Annotated in this window: 23 protein-coding genes; 9 read left to right on the plus strand and 14 right to left on the minus strand. The window is 67.7% G+C overall.

Annotation, left to right across the window (positions count from 1 at the left end; all coding sequences use genetic code 11):
• Positions 1–20: 20 nt before the first annotated feature.
• Positions 21–623, plus strand: a complete 603-nt coding sequence (locus FURADRAFT_RS00085; RefSeq protein WP_008952035.1) for a 5-formyltetrahydrofolate cyclo-ligase — start codon at positions 21–23, stop codon at positions 621–623.
• 46 nt (positions 624–669) lie between these two features.
• On the opposite strand, the gene FURADRAFT_RS00090 is transcribed toward FURADRAFT_RS00085, so the two are convergent.
• From FURADRAFT_RS00090 to FURADRAFT_RS20745, 3 genes are all read right to left on the minus strand, one after another.
• Complete coding sequence (locus FURADRAFT_RS00090; RefSeq protein ID WP_008952036.1) at positions 670–840, minus strand: putative periplasmic lipoprotein; 171 nt, start codon at positions 838–840, stop codon at positions 670–672.
• Positions 841–933: 93 nt separating this feature from the next.
• Positions 934–1,128: a hypothetical protein gene (locus FURADRAFT_RS00095; RefSeq protein ID WP_008952037.1), complete on the minus strand. Its 195-nt coding sequence runs from the start codon at positions 1,126–1,128 to the stop codon at positions 934–936.
• Positions 1,129–1,220: 92 nt separating this feature from the next.
• Positions 1,221–1,361: a hypothetical protein gene (locus FURADRAFT_RS20745; RefSeq protein ID WP_008952038.1), complete on the minus strand. Its 141-nt coding sequence runs from the start codon at positions 1,359–1,361 to the stop codon at positions 1,221–1,223.
• Between the two features lie 280 nt (positions 1,362–1,641).
• On the opposite strand from FURADRAFT_RS20745, the gene FURADRAFT_RS00100 reads away from it, so the two are divergent.
• From FURADRAFT_RS00100 to FURADRAFT_RS00130, 7 genes are all read left to right on the plus strand, one after another.
• On the plus strand, positions 1,642–2,100 hold the full coding sequence (locus FURADRAFT_RS00100; protein ID WP_008952039.1) for an EVE domain-containing protein: 459 nt from the start codon (positions 1,642–1,644) through the stop codon (positions 2,098–2,100).
• Positions 2,100–2,906, plus strand: a complete 807-nt coding sequence (locus FURADRAFT_RS00105; protein ID WP_008952040.1) for a sulfite exporter TauE/SafE family protein — start codon at positions 2,100–2,102, stop codon at positions 2,904–2,906. Before FURADRAFT_RS00100 ends, FURADRAFT_RS00105 begins: the two co-directional genes overlap by 1 nt.
• A gap of 83 nt (positions 2,907–2,989) precedes the next feature.
• Positions 2,990–3,931, plus strand: coding sequence for a prolyl aminopeptidase (gene pip / locus FURADRAFT_RS00110; protein WP_008952041.1), 942 nt, complete (start codon positions 2,990–2,992; stop codon positions 3,929–3,931).
• 238 nt (positions 3,932–4,169) lie between these two features.
• The gene (gene leuS, locus FURADRAFT_RS00115; protein ID WP_008952042.1) at positions 4,170–6,788 is read left to right on the plus strand and encodes a leucine--tRNA ligase; all 2,619 of its coding nucleotides are present in this window, start codon (positions 4,170–4,172) and stop codon (positions 6,786–6,788) included.
• Between the two features lie 190 nt (positions 6,789–6,978).
• The gene (locus FURADRAFT_RS00120) at positions 6,979–7,509 is read left to right on the plus strand and encodes an LPS-assembly lipoprotein LptE (RefSeq protein WP_008952043.1); all 531 of its coding nucleotides are present in this window, start codon (positions 6,979–6,981) and stop codon (positions 7,507–7,509) included.
• Entirely contained in the window at positions 7,490–8,494 is a 1,005-nt protein-coding gene (gene holA / locus FURADRAFT_RS00125; protein ID WP_008952044.1) for a DNA polymerase III subunit delta, read from the plus strand. Before FURADRAFT_RS00120 ends, holA begins: the two co-directional genes overlap by 20 nt.
• A 166-nt stretch (positions 8,495–8,660) precedes the next feature.
• On the plus strand, positions 8,661–8,948 hold the full coding sequence (locus FURADRAFT_RS00130) for a hypothetical protein (RefSeq protein ID WP_014088690.1): 288 nt from the start codon (positions 8,661–8,663) through the stop codon (positions 8,946–8,948).
• 29 nt (positions 8,949–8,977) lie between these two features.
• Here the strand turns inward: FURADRAFT_RS00130 and FURADRAFT_RS00135 are convergent, their stop codons facing one another.
• Positions 8,978–9,715 (minus strand): lytic transglycosylase domain-containing protein, encoded by a 738-nt coding sequence (locus FURADRAFT_RS00135; protein WP_008952046.1) that lies wholly within the window; start codon positions 9,713–9,715, stop codon positions 8,978–8,980.
• A 105-nt stretch (positions 9,716–9,820) separates the two neighbouring features.
• Between FURADRAFT_RS00135 and FURADRAFT_RS00140 the strand changes: the two genes are divergently transcribed.
• Positions 9,821–10,213, plus strand: coding sequence for a YidB family protein (locus FURADRAFT_RS00140; protein WP_008952047.1), 393 nt, complete (start codon positions 9,821–9,823; stop codon positions 10,211–10,213).
• 178 nt (positions 10,214–10,391) lie between these two features.
• On the opposite strand, the gene FURADRAFT_RS00145 is transcribed toward FURADRAFT_RS00140, so the two are convergent.
• The 10 genes from FURADRAFT_RS00145 to FURADRAFT_RS00185 form a co-directional block, all read right to left on the minus strand.
• Positions 10,392–10,910: a YcnI family protein gene (locus FURADRAFT_RS00145; RefSeq protein ID WP_008952048.1), complete on the minus strand. Its 519-nt coding sequence runs from the start codon at positions 10,908–10,910 to the stop codon at positions 10,392–10,394.
• Between the two features lie 233 nt (positions 10,911–11,143).
• Positions 11,144–11,614, minus strand: coding sequence for a 23S rRNA (pseudouridine(1915)-N(3))-methyltransferase RlmH (gene rlmH / locus FURADRAFT_RS00150; RefSeq protein WP_008952049.1), 471 nt, complete (start codon positions 11,612–11,614; stop codon positions 11,144–11,146).
• A gap of 90 nt (positions 11,615–11,704) precedes the next feature.
• A complete protein-coding gene (rsfS, locus tag FURADRAFT_RS00155) occupies positions 11,705–12,073 on the minus strand; it encodes a ribosome silencing factor (RefSeq protein WP_008952050.1) in 369 nt (122 codons plus the stop codon).
• Positions 12,074–12,151: 78 nt separating this feature from the next.
• Complete coding sequence (gene nadD / locus FURADRAFT_RS00160; protein WP_008952051.1) at positions 12,152–12,793, minus strand: nicotinate-nucleotide adenylyltransferase; 642 nt, start codon at positions 12,791–12,793, stop codon at positions 12,152–12,154.
• Entirely contained in the window at positions 12,790–13,368 is a 579-nt protein-coding gene (locus FURADRAFT_RS00165) for a beta-class carbonic anhydrase (protein ID WP_008952052.1), read from the minus strand. Before FURADRAFT_RS00165 ends, nadD begins: the two co-directional genes overlap by 4 nt.
• Before the next feature lie 122 nt (positions 13,369–13,490).
• Positions 13,491–13,937 (minus strand): GNAT family N-acetyltransferase, encoded by a 447-nt coding sequence (locus tag FURADRAFT_RS00170; protein ID WP_008952053.1) that lies wholly within the window; start codon positions 13,935–13,937, stop codon positions 13,491–13,493.
• Between the two features lie 20 nt (positions 13,938–13,957).
• A complete protein-coding gene (accC, locus tag FURADRAFT_RS00175) occupies positions 13,958–15,310 on the minus strand; it encodes an acetyl-CoA carboxylase biotin carboxylase subunit (RefSeq protein WP_008952054.1) in 1,353 nt (450 codons plus the stop codon).
• Positions 15,300–15,431 (minus strand): hypothetical protein, encoded by a 132-nt coding sequence (locus FURADRAFT_RS21200; RefSeq protein WP_008952055.1) that lies wholly within the window; start codon positions 15,429–15,431, stop codon positions 15,300–15,302. Before FURADRAFT_RS21200 ends, accC begins: the two co-directional genes overlap by 11 nt.
• Positions 15,432–15,572: 141 nt before the next feature.
• Positions 15,573–16,022 carry an acetyl-CoA carboxylase biotin carboxyl carrier protein gene (gene accB, locus FURADRAFT_RS00180; protein ID WP_008952056.1) on the minus strand — a complete coding sequence of 150 codons (450 nt, stop codon included), beginning with the start codon at positions 16,020–16,022 and terminating at the stop codon, positions 15,573–15,575.
• Between the two features lie 66 nt (positions 16,023–16,088).
• Positions 16,089–17,315, minus strand: coding sequence for an MFS transporter (locus tag FURADRAFT_RS00185; protein ID WP_008952057.1), 1,227 nt, complete (start codon positions 17,313–17,315; stop codon positions 16,089–16,091).
• Positions 17,316–17,324 lie beyond the last annotated feature (9 nt).

Here is a 17,324-nt window from a genome sequence, read left to right on the forward strand (position 1 = left end):
TCGTGACCACTTCCGTGTCCATGACCCCCGACGACAAGCATGCCCTGCGCCGCGCCATCCGTCGTGCCCGCATGGCCTTGCCGCGCGCCTATCGTCAGGCCGCTGCCGAGGCGGTGGCGCGCCATGCCCGGCGCTTTCTGGCACGCGGCCGGCGCATCGGCGGCTATCTTGCGGCCGGTTCCGAACTCGACCTCGAGCCGCTGATGAGCGCCGCGCTGTTCCGTGGCGCCGTGCTGTTTCTGCCGCAAATTCCAGATCGCGGCCGCCGGCTGTGGTTTTCCCGGCTGGGGACGGCCAACCGCTGGAGCCGCCACCCGCGCTACGGCATCGCCGAGTACCATGGCCCGGTACTGCGCGCCCACAAGCTGGACGTGCTGTTCGTGCCGCTGTTGGGGGTGGACGAGGAAGGCTATCGGCTGGGGCAGGGGGGCGGCTTCTACGACACCACGCTGGCGTTCCGGCGCCGTCAGGTGCACCGCCGCCGCCCGCTGCTGGTGGGGGTGGCGTACGATTGCCAGCGCGTGGCGCGGGTGCCGCGCGAGCAGTGGGACGTACAACTGGACTACCTGGTGACCGAGTCGGGACTGCACCGCTTCCCGCGGCAAGCGGCCGTCGGCGCATAAACGAAAAAGGCCGCATATGCGGCCTTTTTTCTGTCTCGGGCGGGGATCAGCAGCGGCCTTTCATGGCCTGCCCCGGCGGACAGAAGCCGCCGCCGTAGGCCGGCTGGACCACGGCGGGTTCGAGGACGACGGGGGCGCGCACGCGGACGTGGGCGGGCTCGACGACACAGGCCGACAGGCTGCCGGCGGCAATCAGGGCAAACAGCAAGGTTTTCATATTGTGGTCTCCGGCGGCGGCGTGACCGACACCGCCCAGGGTTTGTGAGGTAGCGGGTTGATGCGGGGTGACACGTACGGCCCTGCCGCTTGGTTAATTGTCGTCGTCGTCGTCGCGTTCGTGCCGATGATGGCGGTACTCCTCGCCGCCATAGCCACCATAATAGGTCGGTGCGACGATCACCCCCGGTTCGAGCACGATGGGTGAACGCACCCGGACATGGGCAGGCTCAACAACGCAGGCCGACAGGCTGCCGGCGGCAATCAGGAAAAGCAACAGGTTTTTCATATCGTATTCTTAGGGATGGCGCCTGGAGTGCTGCCACCCGATGGTTGTTGAGAGTGCCGGGGAGCCCTCGTGAGCGGGTGTGTTCCCGCGTGTCAGCGGCGCCAGTCGCCCCGGCCATCGTAGTCGCGATGGTGATAGTCATGATCGTAGCCACGATCATGATAGGGGTACAAGGGCCGGACCACGCAGCCCGACAAGGTGGCGGCCACCAGAACGAGAATCAGGGCTTTCATGAGGGAGTCTCCTCGGTGCTGCCGGTGAGCGCGCTCGTTGCGTAAAGCCGGCGCGCTGCGCACAATTAATATGCCGGCAGAAGGTGCAATTCGAGCATAATCGAAGCTTCCGCCCGCCGGATACCCGAAAATTGCTAACAATTATTAAGTGATTGTTGCGATAGTAAGGTGCGTTTTGCCGGTCCGGGCGAGCGGGCGGCGTGACGATTCCGTGCCCCGCGACCGCCACCGCCCTTGCTGGCCGCCGTTCCCGGCGACAGACGACAGACATAGGTTTTCCATGCGTTACTGGCTGATGAAATCGGAGCCCGACGAGGTCTCCATCGACCATCTCGCCGCCCGGCCGGGGCAGGCTTTCGAGTGGACCGGCGTGCGCAACTACCAGGCGCGCAACTTCATGCGCGACGCCATGCAGCCGGGCGACCGTGTGTTGTTCTGGCATTCCAGTTGCCCCGAGCCCGGCATTGCCGGCCTCGCCGAAGTGGTGACGGCGGCCCATGCCGATTCCTCGCAGTTCGACCCCGACAGCCCTTATTTCGACCCCAAGTCCACGACCGACGCGCCGCGCTGGCTGTGCGTGGACGTACGTTTCCTGACCAAGACCCGCCTGCTGTCCCCCGCCGAGTTGCGCGGCCACCCGCCGCTCGCCGGGATGACCGTGCTCAAGCGCGGCAACCGCCTGTCCATCACCCCGGTCAGCGCCGACGAGTGGACCTACATCACGGAGCAACTGATCTGATGCTGTCGATTTCCTTGATCCTGGTGTTGCTGGGCTGCGGTGTGCTGGCCGGTTTTCTCGCCGGCCTGCTCGGGGTGGGGGGCGGGCTGGTGATCGTGCCAGTGGTGGTGGGCGTGCTGTCGGCGGCCCGGCTCGGCGGCGAACACGTGCAGCACCTGGCGGTGGGCACCTCGCTGGCGGTGATGGTGTTCACCAGCTTCTCCAGCGTGCTGGCGCACCATCGCAAGGGCGCGGTGAACTGGCGCATCGTGCGCGGCATGGCGCCGGCCATCGTCGCCGGCACCTTCCTCGGCAGCCTGGTTGCCGGCTTGATTCCCGGCCACGTGTTGCGCTGGTTCTTCGTGGTGTACGCCTATCTTGCCGGGCTGCAGCTGTTTTTCGGCGCCAAGCCGGCCGGCAGCCGCGACATGCCGGGGTTGCTCGGACAGTGCGGCGCGGGCGGCGCGATCGGCATGATTTCCAGCTGGGTCGGCATCGGCGGCGGCTCGATGAGCGTGCCGTTCATGAACTGGTGCAACGTGCCGGTGCACACCGCCATCGCCACCAGCGCGGCGCTGGGTTGGCCGATCGCGGTGTCCGGCGCCATCGGTTACCTGGTGAGCGGCTGGGGCGCGCCCGGCCTGCCCTGGGGCTCGCTGGGCTTCGTCTACCTGCCGGCCACGCTGGCGCTGATGCTGATGACCGTGCTGTGCGCGCCGTTGGGGGCGCGCATGGCGCACGCCTTGCCGGTGGCGGGCCTGAAACGCGCCTTCGCCGTGCTGATGGCGGTGATGGCGTCGCAGATGCTGTACAGCCTGCTGCGCTAGTACCCCACTGGTATCCCCCCGTTTTGCGTACCGCACCGGCAGAGTGCGGACGATCACCATCCGAGAATCAAGAGAGAGACATCATGTTGTTCCCCCCGCTCGAGCCTTACGCCTGCGGCATGTTGCCGCTGGACGACCTGCACCTGATGTACTGGGAGCAATGCGGCAAGCCCGACGGTGTGCCGGTGCTGTACCTGCACGGCGGCCCCGGCGACGGCTGCGCCCCGGCCTGCCGCCAGCTGTTCGATCCCTCGTTCTACCGCGCCGTGCTGTTCGACCAGCGCGGCTGCGGCCGTTCGATTCCTCGCGGCGAGATCCGCAGCAACACCACCGCGCACCTGCTCGACGACATCGAACAGCTGCGCGAACACCTCGGCATCGAGCGCTGGCTGGTGTGCGGCGGCTCGTGGGGCAGCACGCTGGCGCTGGCCTACGCCGAGGCGCATCCGCAGCGCGTCAGCGGCCTGGTGCTGCGCGGCGTGTTCCTCGGTCGCGACGAGGAGATCGACTGGTTCTTGTCCGGCATGGGGCGCTTCTTTCCGGAGGCGGCGCAGCGTTTTGTCACGCCGGTGCCCGAGGCGGTGCGCGGCGACTTCCTGCAGGCCTACTACCAACGCCTGACCGATCCCGAGCCGAGGGTGCACCTGGCGGCGGCGCGGCAGTGGGCGCAGTACGAGAGCAGCTGCGCCACGTTGCTGCCCAACCCCGACGCGGTGGTGCGTGCGGCAGCCGAGTTCAACGCCTTGCCGCTGGCCAGGCTCGAGGCGCATTACTTCAGCCATCGCCTGTTCCTGCCGCACAACCAGCTGTTGAAGAACGTGGAGCGCATCCGCCATATCCCCGGCATCATCGTTCAGGGGCGCTACGACGTGATCTGCCCGCCCCGCTCCGCCTACGAGCTGGCGCAGGCCTGGCCGCGCGGCGAGCTGACCATGGTGGAGGGCGCCGGGCATTCGCTGTGGGAGCCCGGCATCCTGCAGGCGGTGACGAGTGCGCTGGTGCGCTTCCAGGCGCGGCTGGCGTGATGGTCGGTGGCGTGGCGCGATCCTGGCGCGGGGCTGGCTGCCCGGCCCCGTCGCCCGTTCCCCCCGCTAACGTCGCGCCGCCGCGGGCCGCGGCGGCCAGGCGGGCGAGCCGGTGCTTCGGCCAACGTTGACGGCCGGGGCGAGCTTTTCCTGCGTAGCCCTTCTGCGCCGGCCCCTGGCGCGGCTATAATTGGCCGATTGATTTCTCAGCCTTTTTCCGGATTCCGACAAGATCACCATGCAAGAACATTACAGCCCGCGCGAGATCGAAGCCGCCGCGCAACAGAAATGGCAACGCACCGCCGCCTTCAAGGCCGTCGAAGATACCTCGCGCCCCAAGTACTACGCGCTGTCGATGTTCCCCTATCCGTCGGGCAAGCTGCACATGGGCCATGTGCGCAACTACACCATCACCGACGTGCTGGCGCGCTTCAAGCGCTTCCAGGGCTACAACGTGCTGCAGCCGATGGGCTGGGACGCCTTCGGCCTGCCGGCCGAGAACGCCGCGATGAAGAGCGGCGGCGCGCCGGCGGCGTGGACCTACGCCAATATCGACTACATGAAGAAGCAGCTCGACAGCCTGGGCTTCGCGCTCGACTGGGAGCGCGAGCTCGCCACCTGCAAGCCCGACTACTACCGCTGGGAGCAGTGGCTGTTCACCAAGCTGTTCGAGAAGGGCGTGATCTACAAGAAGAACGGCGTGGTGAACTGGGACCCGGTCGACCACACCGTGCTCGCCAACGAGCAGGTGATCGACGGCCGTGGCTGGCGCTCGGGCGCGCTGGTGGAAAAGCGCGAAATCCCGATGTATTACTTCGCCATCACCCAGTACGCCGATGAACTGCTCACCAGCCTCGACACGCTGGATGGCTGGCCCGAGCAGGTCAAGACCATGCAGAAGAACTGGATCGGCAAGAGCTTCGGCGCCGAGATCGTGTTCCCGTACGACGAGGCCTCGGTCGGCCACGGCGGCGAGCTGAAGGTCTACACCACCCGCCCGGACACCCTGATGGGCGCCACCTACGTCGCGGTCGCCGCCGAGCATCCGCTGGCGACGCAGGCCGCCGCCAGCCACCCGGAACTGCAGGCCTTCGTCGCCGAATGCAAGGCCGGCTCGGTGGCCGAGGCCGACATGGCGACCATGGAGAAGAAGGGCATGCCGACCGGCCTGTCCGTGGTGCATCCGCTGACCGGCGACACGCTGCCGGTGTGGGTCGCCAACTACGTGCTGTGGGGCTACGGCGAAGGCGCGGTGATGGCGGTGCCGGCGCACGACGAGCGCGACTTCGCCTTCGCCAACAAGTACGCGCTGCCGATCAAGCAGGTGATCGCCAAGCGTGACGGCGACAACGACTTCGACGCCACCGTGTGGCGCGAGTGGTACGCCGACAAGGACGACTCGGTCAAGACCGTGAACTCCGGCAAGTACGACGGCCTCGGCTACCAGGCCGCGTTCGACGCCATCGTCGCCGATCTCGCCGCCCAGGGGCACGGCACCAAGAAGACCCAGTACCGCCTGCGCGACTGGGGCATCAGCCGCCAGCGCTACTGGGGCTGCCCGATCCCGATCATCCACTGCCCGTGCTGCGGCGACGTGCCGGTGCCGGCCGATCAGCTGCCGGTGGTGCTGCCGGAGAACGTGGTGCCGGACGGCGCCGGCTCCCCGCTGGCCAAGATGCCGGAATTCTACGAGACCGCGTGTCCCAAGTGCGGCGGCGCGGCCAAGCGCGAAACCGACACCATGGACACCTTCGTCGAGTCGTCGTGGTACTACGCGCGCTACGCCAGCCCCAAGTGCGACACCGCGATGGTGGACAAGCACGCCGCCGACTACTGGCTGCAGGTCGACCAGTACGTGGGCGGCATCGAGCACGCCATCCTGCACCTGCTGTACGCGCGCTTCTTCCACAAGCTGATGCGCGACGAGGGCCTGGTGTCGTCCGACGAGCCGTTCAAGAGCCTGCTGACCCAGGGCATGGTGGTGTGCGAGACCTTCTACCGCGACCTGCCGAACGGCTCCAAGGACTGGATCGCGCCGCAGGACGTGGTGCTGGAGCGCGACGGCAAGGGCAAGATCATCGCCGCCACGCACCGCGTCGACGGCCAGCCGGTCACGGTCGGCGGCATCGAGAAGATGTCCAAGTCGAAGAACAACGGCGTCGACCCGCAGGAATTCATCGAGAAGTACGGCGCCGACACCGCGCGCCTGTTCATGATGTTCGCGGCGCCGCCGGAGCAGAGCCTGGAGTGGTCCGACGCCGGCGTGGAAGGGGCGTTCCGCTTCCTCAAGCGCCTGTGGAAGGTGGTCAAGGACCACGCCGACGGCGGCGTGGTGGCGGCCTACCGGGGCGGCGAGCTGGACGCCGGCCTGAAGGAGCTGCGCTTCAAGCTGCACGGCACGATCCAGAAGGTGGCGGACGATTACGGCCGCCGCCAGCAGTTCAACACTGCCATCGCCGCGGTGATGGAACTGCTCAACACCTACGACAAGGCCGATCGCAGCAGCGACGCCGGCCGCGCCGTGGCGCAGGAAGTGCTGGAAGCGGCGGTGATCCTGCTGTCGCCGATCGTGCCGCACATCACCGATGCGCTGTGGAACGCGCTCCAGCCGGGCAGCGAGCTGCTGGCGCAGGCCTGGCCCAAGGTCGACGAAGCGGCGCTGGTGAAGAGCGAGATCGAGCTGATGGTGCAGGTCAACGGCAAGCTGCGCGGCAGCGTCACCGTGGCCGCCGATGCCGCCAAGGACGCGATCGAGGCCGCCGCCATGGCCAACGACAACGTGCAGAAGTTCATGGAAGGCAAGCCGGCCAAGAAGGTGATCGTGGTGCCGGGCCGTCTCGTCAACATCGTGGTATAAGCACCTGTCCGGGCGTTGTCGCCCGTGGCCTCGGCGTGGAAACCGGAGTGGGCAGGGCGTCCATCACGGTTTCCGCGAGCCGGGCCGCCAAGCCCAGCTCCGGGGCGCGCGACACGCTCCTGAACCGCTTAAGCGGGCCTTCAGGCCCGACGGGCCGGGTTTCCCGGCCTTTTTCTCTGGGGGAAATGGCATGACCCGATTCATCCGCTGGCTGGCCTGCGCCGTGCTGGCCTTCTCGCTCGCGGCCTGCGGCTTCCAGCTGCGCGGCACGGCGGGCTCGACCGTGCACCAGATGCCGTTTGGCAGCGTCTACCTTTCCGGCGGCGACGGCAGCCTCAAGCCCTACCTGCGCACCGCGCTCAGGCGCCAGCCGCACGTCACGGTGACGGTGTCTGCCAAGGACGCCGAGGCGGCGCTGACCATCACCGAGGAAAAGGTGTCGAAGGACATCCTCACCATCAACAGCGCCGGCAAGGTCAACGAATACCAGCTGATCTACCGTGTCACGGCGCGGCTGAGCCAGCGCGGCGTGGCCTGGGGTCCGGACATGACGGTGATCGTGCGCCGCAGCCTGGGCTATTCGGACAGCGCGATTCTCGGCAAGGAACAGGAAGAATCCCTGCTGTGGAACGACATGCGGCGTGACGCCGCCGAGCAGCTGGTGACCCGCCTCGGTTATCTGAAGGAGGCTCCGGGCGAGCATGCCGGCACTCAGCCCTGACGCCCTGCCCGCCGCGCTGGAGCGCGGCCTGGCGCCGCTCTACCTGATCCACGGCGAAGAGGCGCTGCTGGCGCTGGAGGCGGCCGACGCCTTGCGTCTGGCGGCCCGGGCGCAGGGCTACCTCGAACGCGAGGTGCTGACGGTGGAGGGCGGCTTCGACTGGTCGCAGCTGACCGAGGCGATGGGCAGCGTGTCGCTGTTCGCCTCGCTCAAGCTGCTGGAGCTGCGCATTCCCGGCGGCAAGCCCGGCAGCGAAGGCGGCGAGGCGCTGCAAAGGTTGGCCGAAGCCCCGCCGGCCGACACCGTGACCCTGGTGATCCTGCCCAAGCTCGAGCGCGTGCAACTCTCCAGCAAGTGGTTCGCCGCGCTGGAAAAGGCCGCGGTGGTGGTGCACGCCGCGGCGGTGAGCCGGCAGCAGCTGCCGGGCTGGATCAGCCGCCGCCTCAAGGCGCAGGGGCTGAGCCTGAGCGAGGAGGCGTTGAGCTTCTTTGCCGACCGCGTCGAAGGCAACCTGCTGGCGGCGCGCCAGGAGGTCGACAAGCTCGCCATCCTCCACCCCGGCGCCAGCCTCGACCTGGACGCCATCCGGGATGCCGTGGCCAACGTGGCGCGTTTCGACGTGTTCCAGCTGTCGGCGGCCTGGCTGGGCGGCGACACGGTGCGGGTGACGCGCATGCTCGACGGCCTGGCGGCGGAGGGCGAGGCACCGGTGCTGGTGTTGTGGTCGTTCAGCGAAGACGTGCGCATGCTGCTCAAGCTGCGCCAGGGGCTGAAGGACGGCCGCCAGGTGCGCGACCTCACGCGCGAGCTCAAGCTGTGGGGCGACAAGCAGCGCCTGGCCGAGCCGGCGCTGCGCCGCATCGGGCCGCGCACGCTGATGGCGGCGCTGGCCGACTGCGCGCGCATCGACCGCCTGATCAAGGGGGTCGAGCCCGGCGACGCCTGGGCGGCGCTGAAGGCGCTGGGCGCCCGCCTGGCGGCCTGACTTTCCCGTGACGGCACGCTCCCCGCGTGCCGTTTTCTGCTTTTGGCGCGGTGCCGGGAGCAATTTCCACAAAAAATATACGGTTGTCATGGAAACCTATGACGTTTACCATTGTCATTCCAAATGGGCTAGATCCCGAATCTTGAAAATGACATTGGAGTCATGTGTGACTGCGACAGCACAAAATTGGCAGGCCGAAGGCCGCACGCGCAGCAAGATGATGGTGGTCGAGAACATCTATCAAACGCTGGATACCCTGCTGACCGCCGACGATAGCCGGGTGGTCAACTGGGACGGGCGCATCCTGCGCGTGCACAAGCTGAGTTCGCGCAAGGCGACGCAGATACTGCAGAGCCCGGATGCTTTCCCCGGCCTGCTCGGGGTATTCGACCACCGCGCCACCTATCGCGACCTGGCCGACTCGCTGGGCGATATTCTCGGCGTCCGTCTCTAGCCGCGGCGCCGTTGCCCCTCCGTCGCCGGCTAGAGCCCGGCGGCGTCCGGCGTGAACACGGCGCGCACCCGCGTCCCGCTCTCTCCCCCCTTGCGCTGTTGGTAGGACGCCAGCACCTTGGCCACGTAGTCGCGCGTTTCGCGGAACGGCGGGATGGTATTGCGGTATTTCTGCACGGCGCCCTCGCCGGCATTGTAGGCGGCGATCACCAGCGGCAGGTCGTGGTTGAAGCGTTCCAGCAGGAAGCGCAGGTAGCGTGCCCCGGCCAGGAGATTCTGGCGCGGGTCGGTGAGTGCGGTGATGCCGAAGCGCTTGCCGGTGGCCGGCATCACCTGCATCAGCCCGATGGCGCCCTTGGGCGAGATCGCCAGCGGGTTGTAGGCGGATTCCACCGTGACGATGGAATGCAGCAGCTGGACGTCCAGCCCGAACTCGCGCGCGGTGCGGCTGATCAGCCGGCTGAAGCGGGCCGCCAGCTGCGGGTCGAAGGGCGCGGGGCTGGCCTCGCTGACGCTGACCGGATCGGGGGGGCGGCTGTCGCTGCTGAGCGTGGCGCCCAGGCCCGGGGTGGTGGCGTCGGCCAGGACGGCGGAACGCTCCGCGGGCTCGGGCGTCGGCGAGCTGCCGCGCTGGAACAACTGGTAGCGTTCGTCGACCGGGTAGTTGGCCAGATGCGCCTGTCCCTGCGCGTCGACGTAGCCGTAAAGATCGGCCCGGGCGTAACCGGACACTAGCAGGGCAAACAGCAGCATCAATCTCGGCTTCATAATGAGGGCCCTGTCAGCAACGGTTTGTTAAATATAACTGATTGATTTATTTGCTATTTATACTAGGATCATTGAATTGACTTTCCAAGTAAGCGAGGTGAAAACATGAGCCTGTTCGATCAAGTGACCGGCCTGCTCGGTGGCGAATCCGGGGGCGGATTGCTGGGGGTGGCGCAGGGCCTGCTGGAGCAGAATGACGGCGTGGCGGGGCTGGTGGAGAAGTTCCAGCAGGGCGGCCTGGGTGACGTCGTGTCCAGCTGGGTGGGAAGCGGCGCCAACCTGGCTGTGTCGCCGGAGCAGATCCAGGCGGTGCTCGGCAACGAGCAGCTGGCGGGGCTGGCGCAGTCGCTGGGGATCGATACCGCGCAGTTGTCGCAGCAGCTGGCAGAGCAGCTGCCGCAGCTGGTGGACAAGCTCACGCCGGGCGGCGAGCTGCCGTCGGGCGATCTGGCGGAGCAGGGGCTGAAGGCGCTGTCGGGGCTGTTCGGCCGCGGCTGATGTGCGCTTGAAGCGCAAGGACGGATCGAGGCTCCCGTGGGAGCCTCGCTTGTTTTGACGCCACACCGGCCCGGCCGTGGCCGGTACGATTCTTGGCCTTGGGGCGGTCCTGGCCAGGCCAGGGTGGCGGGACCGGCGCATGGAAACGTGCCGGTCATGATGCGGTGTGCCGCGCCGCCTAGTGGCGATGCCCTTCGCCCGGCGCGGTCAGCTTCAGTGCCGCGGCCGGGGTCGGCAGGTCGTGGGCGTCCTGGCCGGCGGCCGGGATGTCGACCCAGCGCGTTTCACCCTTGGCGCAGCGCTGCTCGACCTTGAAGTACAGCGTTGCGCCCGGCATCTTGGGCAGGCGGGCGCGGAAGGCGAATTCGTCGTAGAAGTCGTCGGGCAGGGTGCCGCCGCTCCAGCTCACCTCGCTGACGTCCTCGTCCACCTGTTCGCCGTAGTAGTCGTAGGGCTGGGCCAGCTTGTGCTTCTTCACTGCCAGCGTCCAGCCGGCTTTCGGCATCGGCTTGAGCTTTTCCACCCCGGCCGGGACGATGAGTCGCAACGCGGTGGTCGGCGCGCCGTCGCAGCCGTGGCCGACGCGCAGCACGCCCTTGTAGCTGCTGCCGGCGTCGGCTTGCGGGGTTTCCAGCGTGATGTGGGCGGAAGCGGCGGCGGCGAACAGCAGCGGCAGCAGGGCGAGGGAGCGGCGCATCGGTGAATTCCTGGTTGAGAATGATTCTTGATTGCGCAGTGTAATCGCCGCGGCCGGGCGGCGGAATGCGACAAACTGTCGCAGCGCGTGGCGCGGTTTCCCCGGAGCGGGGCGGCCTGGCCCGGCGCGATGCTGGGAGGTAAACGGCGGGAAAGCGGCGGCTCGGCCGGGGCTGCGCGATGCCCGGCGCGGCCGAGCTTGTCAGCCGTGGGACGGCGCTCCGGCCGCCAGCGTCACTCGCGGTGGTAGGGGTGGTTGTTGAGGATGGACAGCGCGCGGTAGAGCTGTTCGGCCAGCAGCACGCGCACCATGCCGTGCGGCATGGTCAGCGCCGACAGTTGCAGCAGGGTGTCGGCACGCGCCTTGAGCTCGTCCGAGAGGCCGTCGGCGCCGCCGATGACGAAGCACAGGTCGTCGCCGCCGGCGAGCCAGTCCTTCATCGCGTGCGCCAGCTGCATCGTGGTCCAGTTGCGGCCGCGCTCGTCCAGCACCACCAGCCGGCTGCGCGGCGGGATGGCCGCCATGAGCCGGGCGTGTTCGGCGGCGATGCCCTTTTCCGCGGTGACGCCGCCGCCGCGTTTCTCCGGCTTGATTTCCTTCAGCTCCAGCGTGACGTCGCGGCCGAAGCGCTTGGCGTAGTCCTGGTAGGCCTCGTCGACCCAGCGCGGCATCTTGGTGCCGACGGCGAGAATGGTGATTTTCATGGTGTCAGCAGGCAAAAAGGTTGGCCGACGCCCGTGTCGCGCCGTGACGCGGGGGCTTCGGCCAACCTTGTCGTTACGTCAGTCGGGCGCTCAGACCACCGACCACGGCTTGCCGCCGGTGGGCAGGAAGGACGGCTTCTGGCCGCCCCACAGCGCTTCGAGGTCGTAGTAGTCGCGCACCGCCGGCAGCATGACGTGGACCACCACGTCGCCGGCGTCGACCAGCACCCACTCGCCCGATTCCTGGCCTTCGCTGCCGACGATGTCGACGCCGGCTTCCTTCAGCGTCACCTGCACGTTGTTGGCGAGTGCCTTGACCTGGCGGTTGGAGTCGCCGGTGCAGACGATCATGCGCTGGAACAGCGAGGTGAGGTCGGTGGTGTCGAGTTCGATGATGTCCTTGCCCTTGACGTCTTCCAGGGCTTCCACGGCCAGCTTGGCGATAGCGTTGATATCCATGTTTCCTTCCACAATGAGGGTGGGGCGCTGCCGCGAGGGCAACACCCGGTATGAGGGGCTCTGGCCTGCCGGGACGGGCTACCGCTGGTAGAGTCCGTGCGCGCGCAGGTAGGCCAGTACCGGGGCGGGGATCAGCGTGCTGACGTCGTCCCCGCGCGCCAGTCTGGCGCGGATGTCGGTGGCGGACAGCGCCACCGGCGGCAAAGCCAAGGGGCGGATTGTACCGGAAGGCGTTCGATTTGGAAAATCAGGGACTTGGCGTGTCTGCCACTCGTGGCGCACGGCGGCGGGGAGGGTGGCGGGATCGAAGCCGGGGCGCAGTGCTACCGCCACGTGCGCCAGCGCGAACAGTTCGCGCCAGCGCCGCCAGCGGTCGAGTGTCGCCAGCGAGTCGCCGCCGATCAACAGCCACAGCGGCACCTCCGCACCGACTTCGGCGCGCACCTCTTCCAGCGTCTCGACGGTGTAGGCCGGGCGCGGCCGGTGCACCTCGCGCTCGTCGGCGACCAGACCGGGGCGGTCGGCGATGGCCAGTTTCACCATCGCCAGGCGCTGCTCCGGCGTGGCGTGCGGCGCCTGCGCGCGGTGGTAGGGCTGGCCGGCCGGGATCAGCCGCACCTCGGCCAGGCGGCACTCGTCGCGGAACGCCTCGGCCATGCGCAGGTGGGCGTTGTGGATCGGGTCGAAGGTACCGCCGAACAGCCCGATGGCGTGGGTCATGCGGCCTTGGGCAGGGTGGCGTAGCCGTCGACGATCAGGTCGAGCTGGCCGGTCACCGGGTGGATTACCAGGCCGTGCACCGGCACGTCGCGCGGCATCAGCGGGTGGGTGCGGATGACGCTGACGGTGTGGCGCACGCTGTCCTCGACGTTGTCGAAGCCCTTGAGCCAGCCTTCCAGGTTGATGCCGGCGCTGCGCAGCGTGGCCAGCGTGTCGGCGCTGACGCCGCGCTGGCAGGCGGCGTCGAGGATGCGCGCCGGGTCGATGGCGTTCATGCCGCAGTCGCGGTGCGCCACCACGCAGATTTCCTCGGCGCGCAGTTCGTAGATGGCGATCAGCAGGCTGCGCATCACCGAACCCCAGGGGTGGGTAACCAGCGCGCCGGCGTTCTTGATCAGCTTGGCGTCGCCGTTCTTCAGGCCCATCGCCTTGGGCAGCAGTTCCACCAGGCGCGCGTCCATGCAGGCCAGCACGGCGAGGCTCTTGTCGGGAAACTTGTCGGTCTGGAATTGCTCGTATTCGCGGTTGTCGACGAAGCTGCGATTGTGTTCCAGCAAGCTGTTAAGCAGGCCCATGGTGTTCTCCTGTTTGGATGCTTGCCCGCGGGCAGCGGGTGGCTGCACGGGATCTCGGGTGATTGCTCTATTTTGGTCGGCAGCAATGCTACCACGGTTGGCGGCGATGCCAACCCCGTGATTTAAAGGGTTTTGCGCAACATCAACTGGTTCTTGACGTGCTGGTAACCCTGGCGCAGGTAGAAGCGGTGCGCGTCGTGGCGGTGTTCGGCGCTGCGCAGGCTGACGCTGGCGATACCGCGTTGCCGCGCCCATTGCTCGCCGGCGTCCAGCAGCATCGCCCCCAGTCCCTGTCCGCGCCAGTTGGCGCCGATCACCAGCCCGCCGATTTCCACGGTGGGGTCCGCTTCCAGCAGCGTCAACACGAAAGCGTGGATCCAGCCGCACACCGCCCCATTGTCTTCGACCACGCCGACGAAGTGCTGTTCCGGTGCCGCCAGCAGCGTGGCGCAGCGCGCCGCGAACCGGGTCGGGTCGCACGGGTAGCCCAGTTCGCCGGACAGCGTGGCGAGGGCGTCGATGTCGCCGGCGCGGGCCGGACGCAACAGCAGGACGGGGGTGGTGGACATGGGGCGGCGCTCCTTGCGGGTTACGGTTGGCGGCGGGCGGCCAGCCAGTGCTCCAGGTAGTGGATGCTGGTCCCGCCCTGACTGAAGCCGGGGTCGGCGAACAGCTGCTGATGCAGCGGGATGTTGGTCTTGATGCCGCTGATGGCCAGTTCCGACAGCGCCACGCGCATGCGCGCCATCGCCTGGGCACGGTTGTCGCCGTAGGCGATCAGCTTGCCGACCATCGAGTCGTAGTGCGGCGGCACGGTGCAGCCCTGGTAGATGTGCGAGTCGATGCGGATGCCCGGGCCGCCGGCCGGGTGGTAGCTTTCGATGCGGCCCGGGCTCGGCACGAAGGTGAACGGGTCTTCGGCGTTGAGGCGGCATTCCATGGCGTGTCCCTTGAGCACGACGTCGGCCTGCTTGTAACGTAGTTTCTCGCCCGCAGCAATGCGGATCTGCTCCTGCACGATGTCGATGCCGGTGATCATTTCCGTCACCGGGTGCTCGACCTGGACGCGGGTGTTCATCTCGATGAAGTAGAACTCACCGTTTTCGAACAGGAATTCGAAGGTGCCGGCGCCGCGGTAGCCGATGCGGCGGCAGGCGTCGGCGCAGGCCTCGCCGATCTGTCGGCGCTGCTCGGCGCTGATGCCCGGAGCCGGCGCCTCCTCGATGACCTTCTGGTGGCGGCGCTGCATCGAGCAGTCGCGCTCGCCCAGATAGATGGCGTGGCCGTGCTGGTCGGCCAGCACCTGGATTTCGATGTGGCGCGGCTGTTCGAGGAATTTCTCCATGTACACCGTCGGGTTGCCGAAGGCGGCGCCGGCCTCGCTGCGGGTGGTCTCGACCGAGGTCAGCAGGTCTTGTTCCTGGTGTACCACGCGCATGCCGCGTCCGCCGCCGCCGCCAGCGGCCTTGATGATCACCGGGTAGCCGATGCGGCGCGCCGTGGCGGCAATGGCGCCGGGGTCGTCCGGCAGCGCGCCGTCCGAGCCGGGCACGCAGGGCACGCCGGCGGCGATCATCGATTCCTTGGCCGAGACCTTGTCGCCCATCAGGCGGATGGTGTCCGGACGCGGGCCGATGAAGGCGAAACCGGACTGCTCGACGCGTTCGGCGAAGTCGGCGTTTTCCGACAGGAAGCCGTAGCCGGGGTGGATGGCCTGGGCGTCGGTGACTTCGGCGGCGGCGATCAGCGCCGGCACGTTGAGGTAGCTCTTGGCCGACGGCGCCGGGCCGATGCAGACCGACTCGTCGGCGAGCTTGACGTACTTGGCGTCGCGGTCGGCCTCGGAGTGCACCACCACGGTCTTGATGCCCATTTCGCGGCAGGCGCGCTGGATGCGCAGGGCGATCTCGCCGCGGTTGGCGATGAGGATTTTATCGAACATGACGGGTCTCCGCGGCGAGATCGCCCGCGTCGCGTACCGCGACGGTGCGATGTGACTTCGTCGCTGCGCCGCCTGGCGGCAGCTGGTCGCCGCGATTGGCGATGAGGATCTTATCGAACATGACGGGTCTCCGTGGCGAGATCGCCCGCGTCGCGTACCGCGACAGTGCAATGTGACGGCGTCGTGGTGCTGCCTGGCGGCAGCGGGCCGCCGCGGTGGGCGATGAGGATGTGATCGAACATGGCGTACCGTCTTTCTTAGACTATTCAATGACGAACAGCGGTTCGCCGAATTCCACCGGCTGGCCTTCTTCGACCAGGATGGCCTTGAGCACGCCGGCGCGGTCGGCCTCGATCTCGTTCATCAGCTTCATCGCCTCGATGATGCACAGCGTGTCGCCGACCTTGACCGGCTGGCCGACCTCGACGAAGGCGCTGGCCTGCGGGCTGGGGCGGCGGTAGAAGCTGCCCACCATCGGCGACTTGACGGTGTTGGGGTTGGCCGAAGGGCTGGGGGCGGCGGCCGGTGCGGCGGTGGCACTCGCCGGGGCAACGACCGCTAGCGGGGCCGGCAGCAACTGGGCGGGGACGGTGGGCGTGCCGGCGACGGTGCGGGTGATGCGGATCTGTTCGCTGCCTGCGCTGATCTCCAGCTCGGCGATGCCGGAGGCCTGCACCAGCTGGATCAGCTGTTTCAACTTGCGTAATTCCATCAATGGAGTCCTGATCGGGAAAAGGGGGCATGACCGGGCGAGGGCCCGGTCCGTGAAGGGAGTGGGTTAGTGCAGCGCCTTGCCGCGGGTTTCCGGCAGGAACAGCAGGGTGACGATCACCAGGCCGTAGGCGGCGGCGGCCAGCATGCCGATGGTTTTGCTGAGCGGCATGGTGGCGCTGAGGATGCCGACCAGGGCCGGGAAGAACGAGCCGGTGCCGCGCCCGAAGTTGTAACAGAAGCCTTGGCCGGAGCCGCGCAGCTGGTGCGGGAACAGCTCGCTCAGGAAGGCTCCGGCGCCGCTGAAGATGCCCGACACGAAGAAGCCCAGCGGGAAGCCGAGCAGCATCATCTGGGCGTCGGTAATGGGAATCTGCATGTAGGTGGTGACGATCAACAGCGACATCAGCGCGAACAGCATGAAGCATTTCTTGCGGCCGAGGTGGTCGGACAGCCAGGCGCTGGTCAGGTAGCCGGCGAACGAGCCGCTGATGATCACCAGCAGGTAGCCGCCAGTGCCCAGTACCGAGAGCTGGCGCTCGGTCTTGAGGAAGGTCGGCAGCCAGGTGGTGATGGTGTAGTAGCCGCCTTGCATCCCCATGATCAGCAGGCTCGCCAGCAGCGTGGTCTTGAGGATATCCGGCGAGAAGATCGCCAGGAACGAGGTTTTCTCGTTGCTTTCCTGCTCCTGCCGTTTGGCGTGCAGGTACACCTCCGGTTCGGTCAGGTTGCGGCGGATATAGATGATCAAGAGCGCCGGTAGGATGCCCATCCAGAACAGCACGCGCCAGGCCAGTTCCGGCGACAGCGCGGTGTAGACCCAGGCGAAGGCCAGCGCGGCGGCGCCCCAGCCGATCGCCCAGCTGCTTTGCACCAGCCCGACGGCGCGGCCGCGGTAGTGCGAGCGGATGGTTTCGGCGATCAGCACCGAGCCCACCGACCATTCGCCGCCGAAGCCGAAGCCCTGCAGCGCGCGCGCCGCCATCAGCTGGCCCGGGGTCTGGGAGAAACCGCACAGGAAGGTGAACACCGAGAACCAGACCACGGTCCATTGCAGTACCCGTACCCGACCGTAGCGGTCGGCCAGCACGCCGGCGGCCCAGCCGCCGAGCGCCGAGGCCCACAGCGTGACGGTGGCGATCAGGCCGGCTTCGGCCTTGCTCATGCTCCAGGCCGTCATCAGGGTGGGGATCAGCATGGTGTAGATCATGTAGTCGAAGGCATCGACGGCGTAGCCGCCGAACGAGGCGGTCAGGGTGATCCGCTCGGTGGGGGTGGTATGTTTCAGCCACATCGTTGCAAT

It is taken from the genome of Pseudogulbenkiania ferrooxidans 2002 (genome assembly GCF_000174355.1).
GTDB lineage: Bacteria > Pseudomonadota > Gammaproteobacteria > Burkholderiales > Chromobacteriaceae > Pseudogulbenkiania > Pseudogulbenkiania ferrooxidans.

What these genes read in the sequence shown, in the direction of transcription:
- FURADRAFT_RS00135 (WP_008952046.1), bottom strand. Translation starts at nt 9,715, where the DNA reads ATGAAGCCGAGATTGATGCTGCTGTTTGCCCTGCTAGTGTCCGGTTAC.
- FURADRAFT_RS00090 (WP_008952036.1), bottom strand. Translation starts at nt 840, where the DNA reads ATGAAAACCTTGCTGTTTGCCCTGATTGCCGCCGGCAGCCTGTCGGCC.
- holA (WP_008952044.1), top strand. Translation starts at nt 7,490, where the DNA reads ATGCCGGCACTCAGCCCTGACGCCCTGCCCGCCGCGCTGGAGCGCGGC.
- rsfS (WP_008952050.1), bottom strand. Translation starts at nt 12,073, where the DNA reads ATGGATATCAACGCTATCGCCAAGCTGGCCGTGGAAGCCCTGGAAGAC.
- FURADRAFT_RS00085 (WP_008952035.1), top strand. Translation starts at nt 21, where the DNA reads ATGACCCCCGACGACAAGCATGCCCTGCGCCGCGCCATCCGTCGTGCC.
- FURADRAFT_RS21200 (WP_008952055.1), bottom strand. Translation starts at nt 15,431, where the DNA reads ATGTTCGATAAGATCCTCATCGCCAATCGCGGCGACCAGCTGCCGCCA.
- FURADRAFT_RS00120 (WP_008952043.1), top strand. Translation starts at nt 6,979, where the DNA reads ATGACCCGATTCATCCGCTGGCTGGCCTGCGCCGTGCTGGCCTTCTCG.
- nadD (WP_008952051.1), bottom strand. Translation starts at nt 12,793, where the DNA reads ATGACCCACGCCATCGGGCTGTTCGGCGGTACCTTCGACCCGATCCAC.
- FURADRAFT_RS00105 (WP_008952040.1), top strand. Translation starts at nt 2,100, where the DNA reads ATGCTGTCGATTTCCTTGATCCTGGTGTTGCTGGGCTGCGGTGTGCTG.
- FURADRAFT_RS00140 (WP_008952047.1), top strand. Translation starts at nt 9,821, where the DNA reads ATGAGCCTGTTCGATCAAGTGACCGGCCTGCTCGGTGGCGAATCCGGG.
- pip (WP_008952041.1), top strand. Translation starts at nt 2,990, where the DNA reads ATGTTGTTCCCCCCGCTCGAGCCTTACGCCTGCGGCATGTTGCCGCTG.
- FURADRAFT_RS00185 (WP_008952057.1), bottom strand. Translation starts at nt 17,315, where the DNA reads ATGTGGCTGAAACATACCACCCCCACCGAGCGGATCACCCTGACCGCC.
- accC (WP_008952054.1), bottom strand. Translation starts at nt 15,310, where the DNA reads ATGTTCGATAAAATCCTCATCGCCAACCGCGGCGAGATCGCCCTGCGC.
- accB (WP_008952056.1), bottom strand. Translation starts at nt 16,022, where the DNA reads ATGGAATTACGCAAGTTGAAACAGCTGATCCAGCTGGTGCAGGCCTCC.
- rlmH (WP_008952049.1), bottom strand. Translation starts at nt 11,614, where the DNA reads ATGAAAATCACCATTCTCGCCGTCGGCACCAAGATGCCGCGCTGGGTC.
- FURADRAFT_RS00170 (WP_008952053.1), bottom strand. Translation starts at nt 13,937, where the DNA reads ATGTCCACCACCCCCGTCCTGCTGTTGCGTCCGGCCCGCGCCGGCGAC.
- FURADRAFT_RS00095 (WP_008952037.1), bottom strand. Translation starts at nt 1,128, where the DNA reads ATGAAAAACCTGTTGCTTTTCCTGATTGCCGCCGGCAGCCTGTCGGCC.
- FURADRAFT_RS00145 (WP_008952048.1), bottom strand. Translation starts at nt 10,910, where the DNA reads ATGCGCCGCTCCCTCGCCCTGCTGCCGCTGCTGTTCGCCGCCGCCGCT.
- FURADRAFT_RS00165 (WP_008952052.1), bottom strand. Translation starts at nt 13,368, where the DNA reads ATGGGCCTGCTTAACAGCTTGCTGGAACACAATCGCAGCTTCGTCGAC.
- FURADRAFT_RS20745 (WP_008952038.1), bottom strand. Translation starts at nt 1,361, where the DNA reads ATGAAAGCCCTGATTCTCGTTCTGGTGGCCGCCACCTTGTCGGGCTGC.
- FURADRAFT_RS00100 (WP_008952039.1), top strand. Translation starts at nt 1,642, where the DNA reads ATGCGTTACTGGCTGATGAAATCGGAGCCCGACGAGGTCTCCATCGAC.
- leuS (WP_008952042.1), top strand. Translation starts at nt 4,170, where the DNA reads ATGCAAGAACATTACAGCCCGCGCGAGATCGAAGCCGCCGCGCAACAG.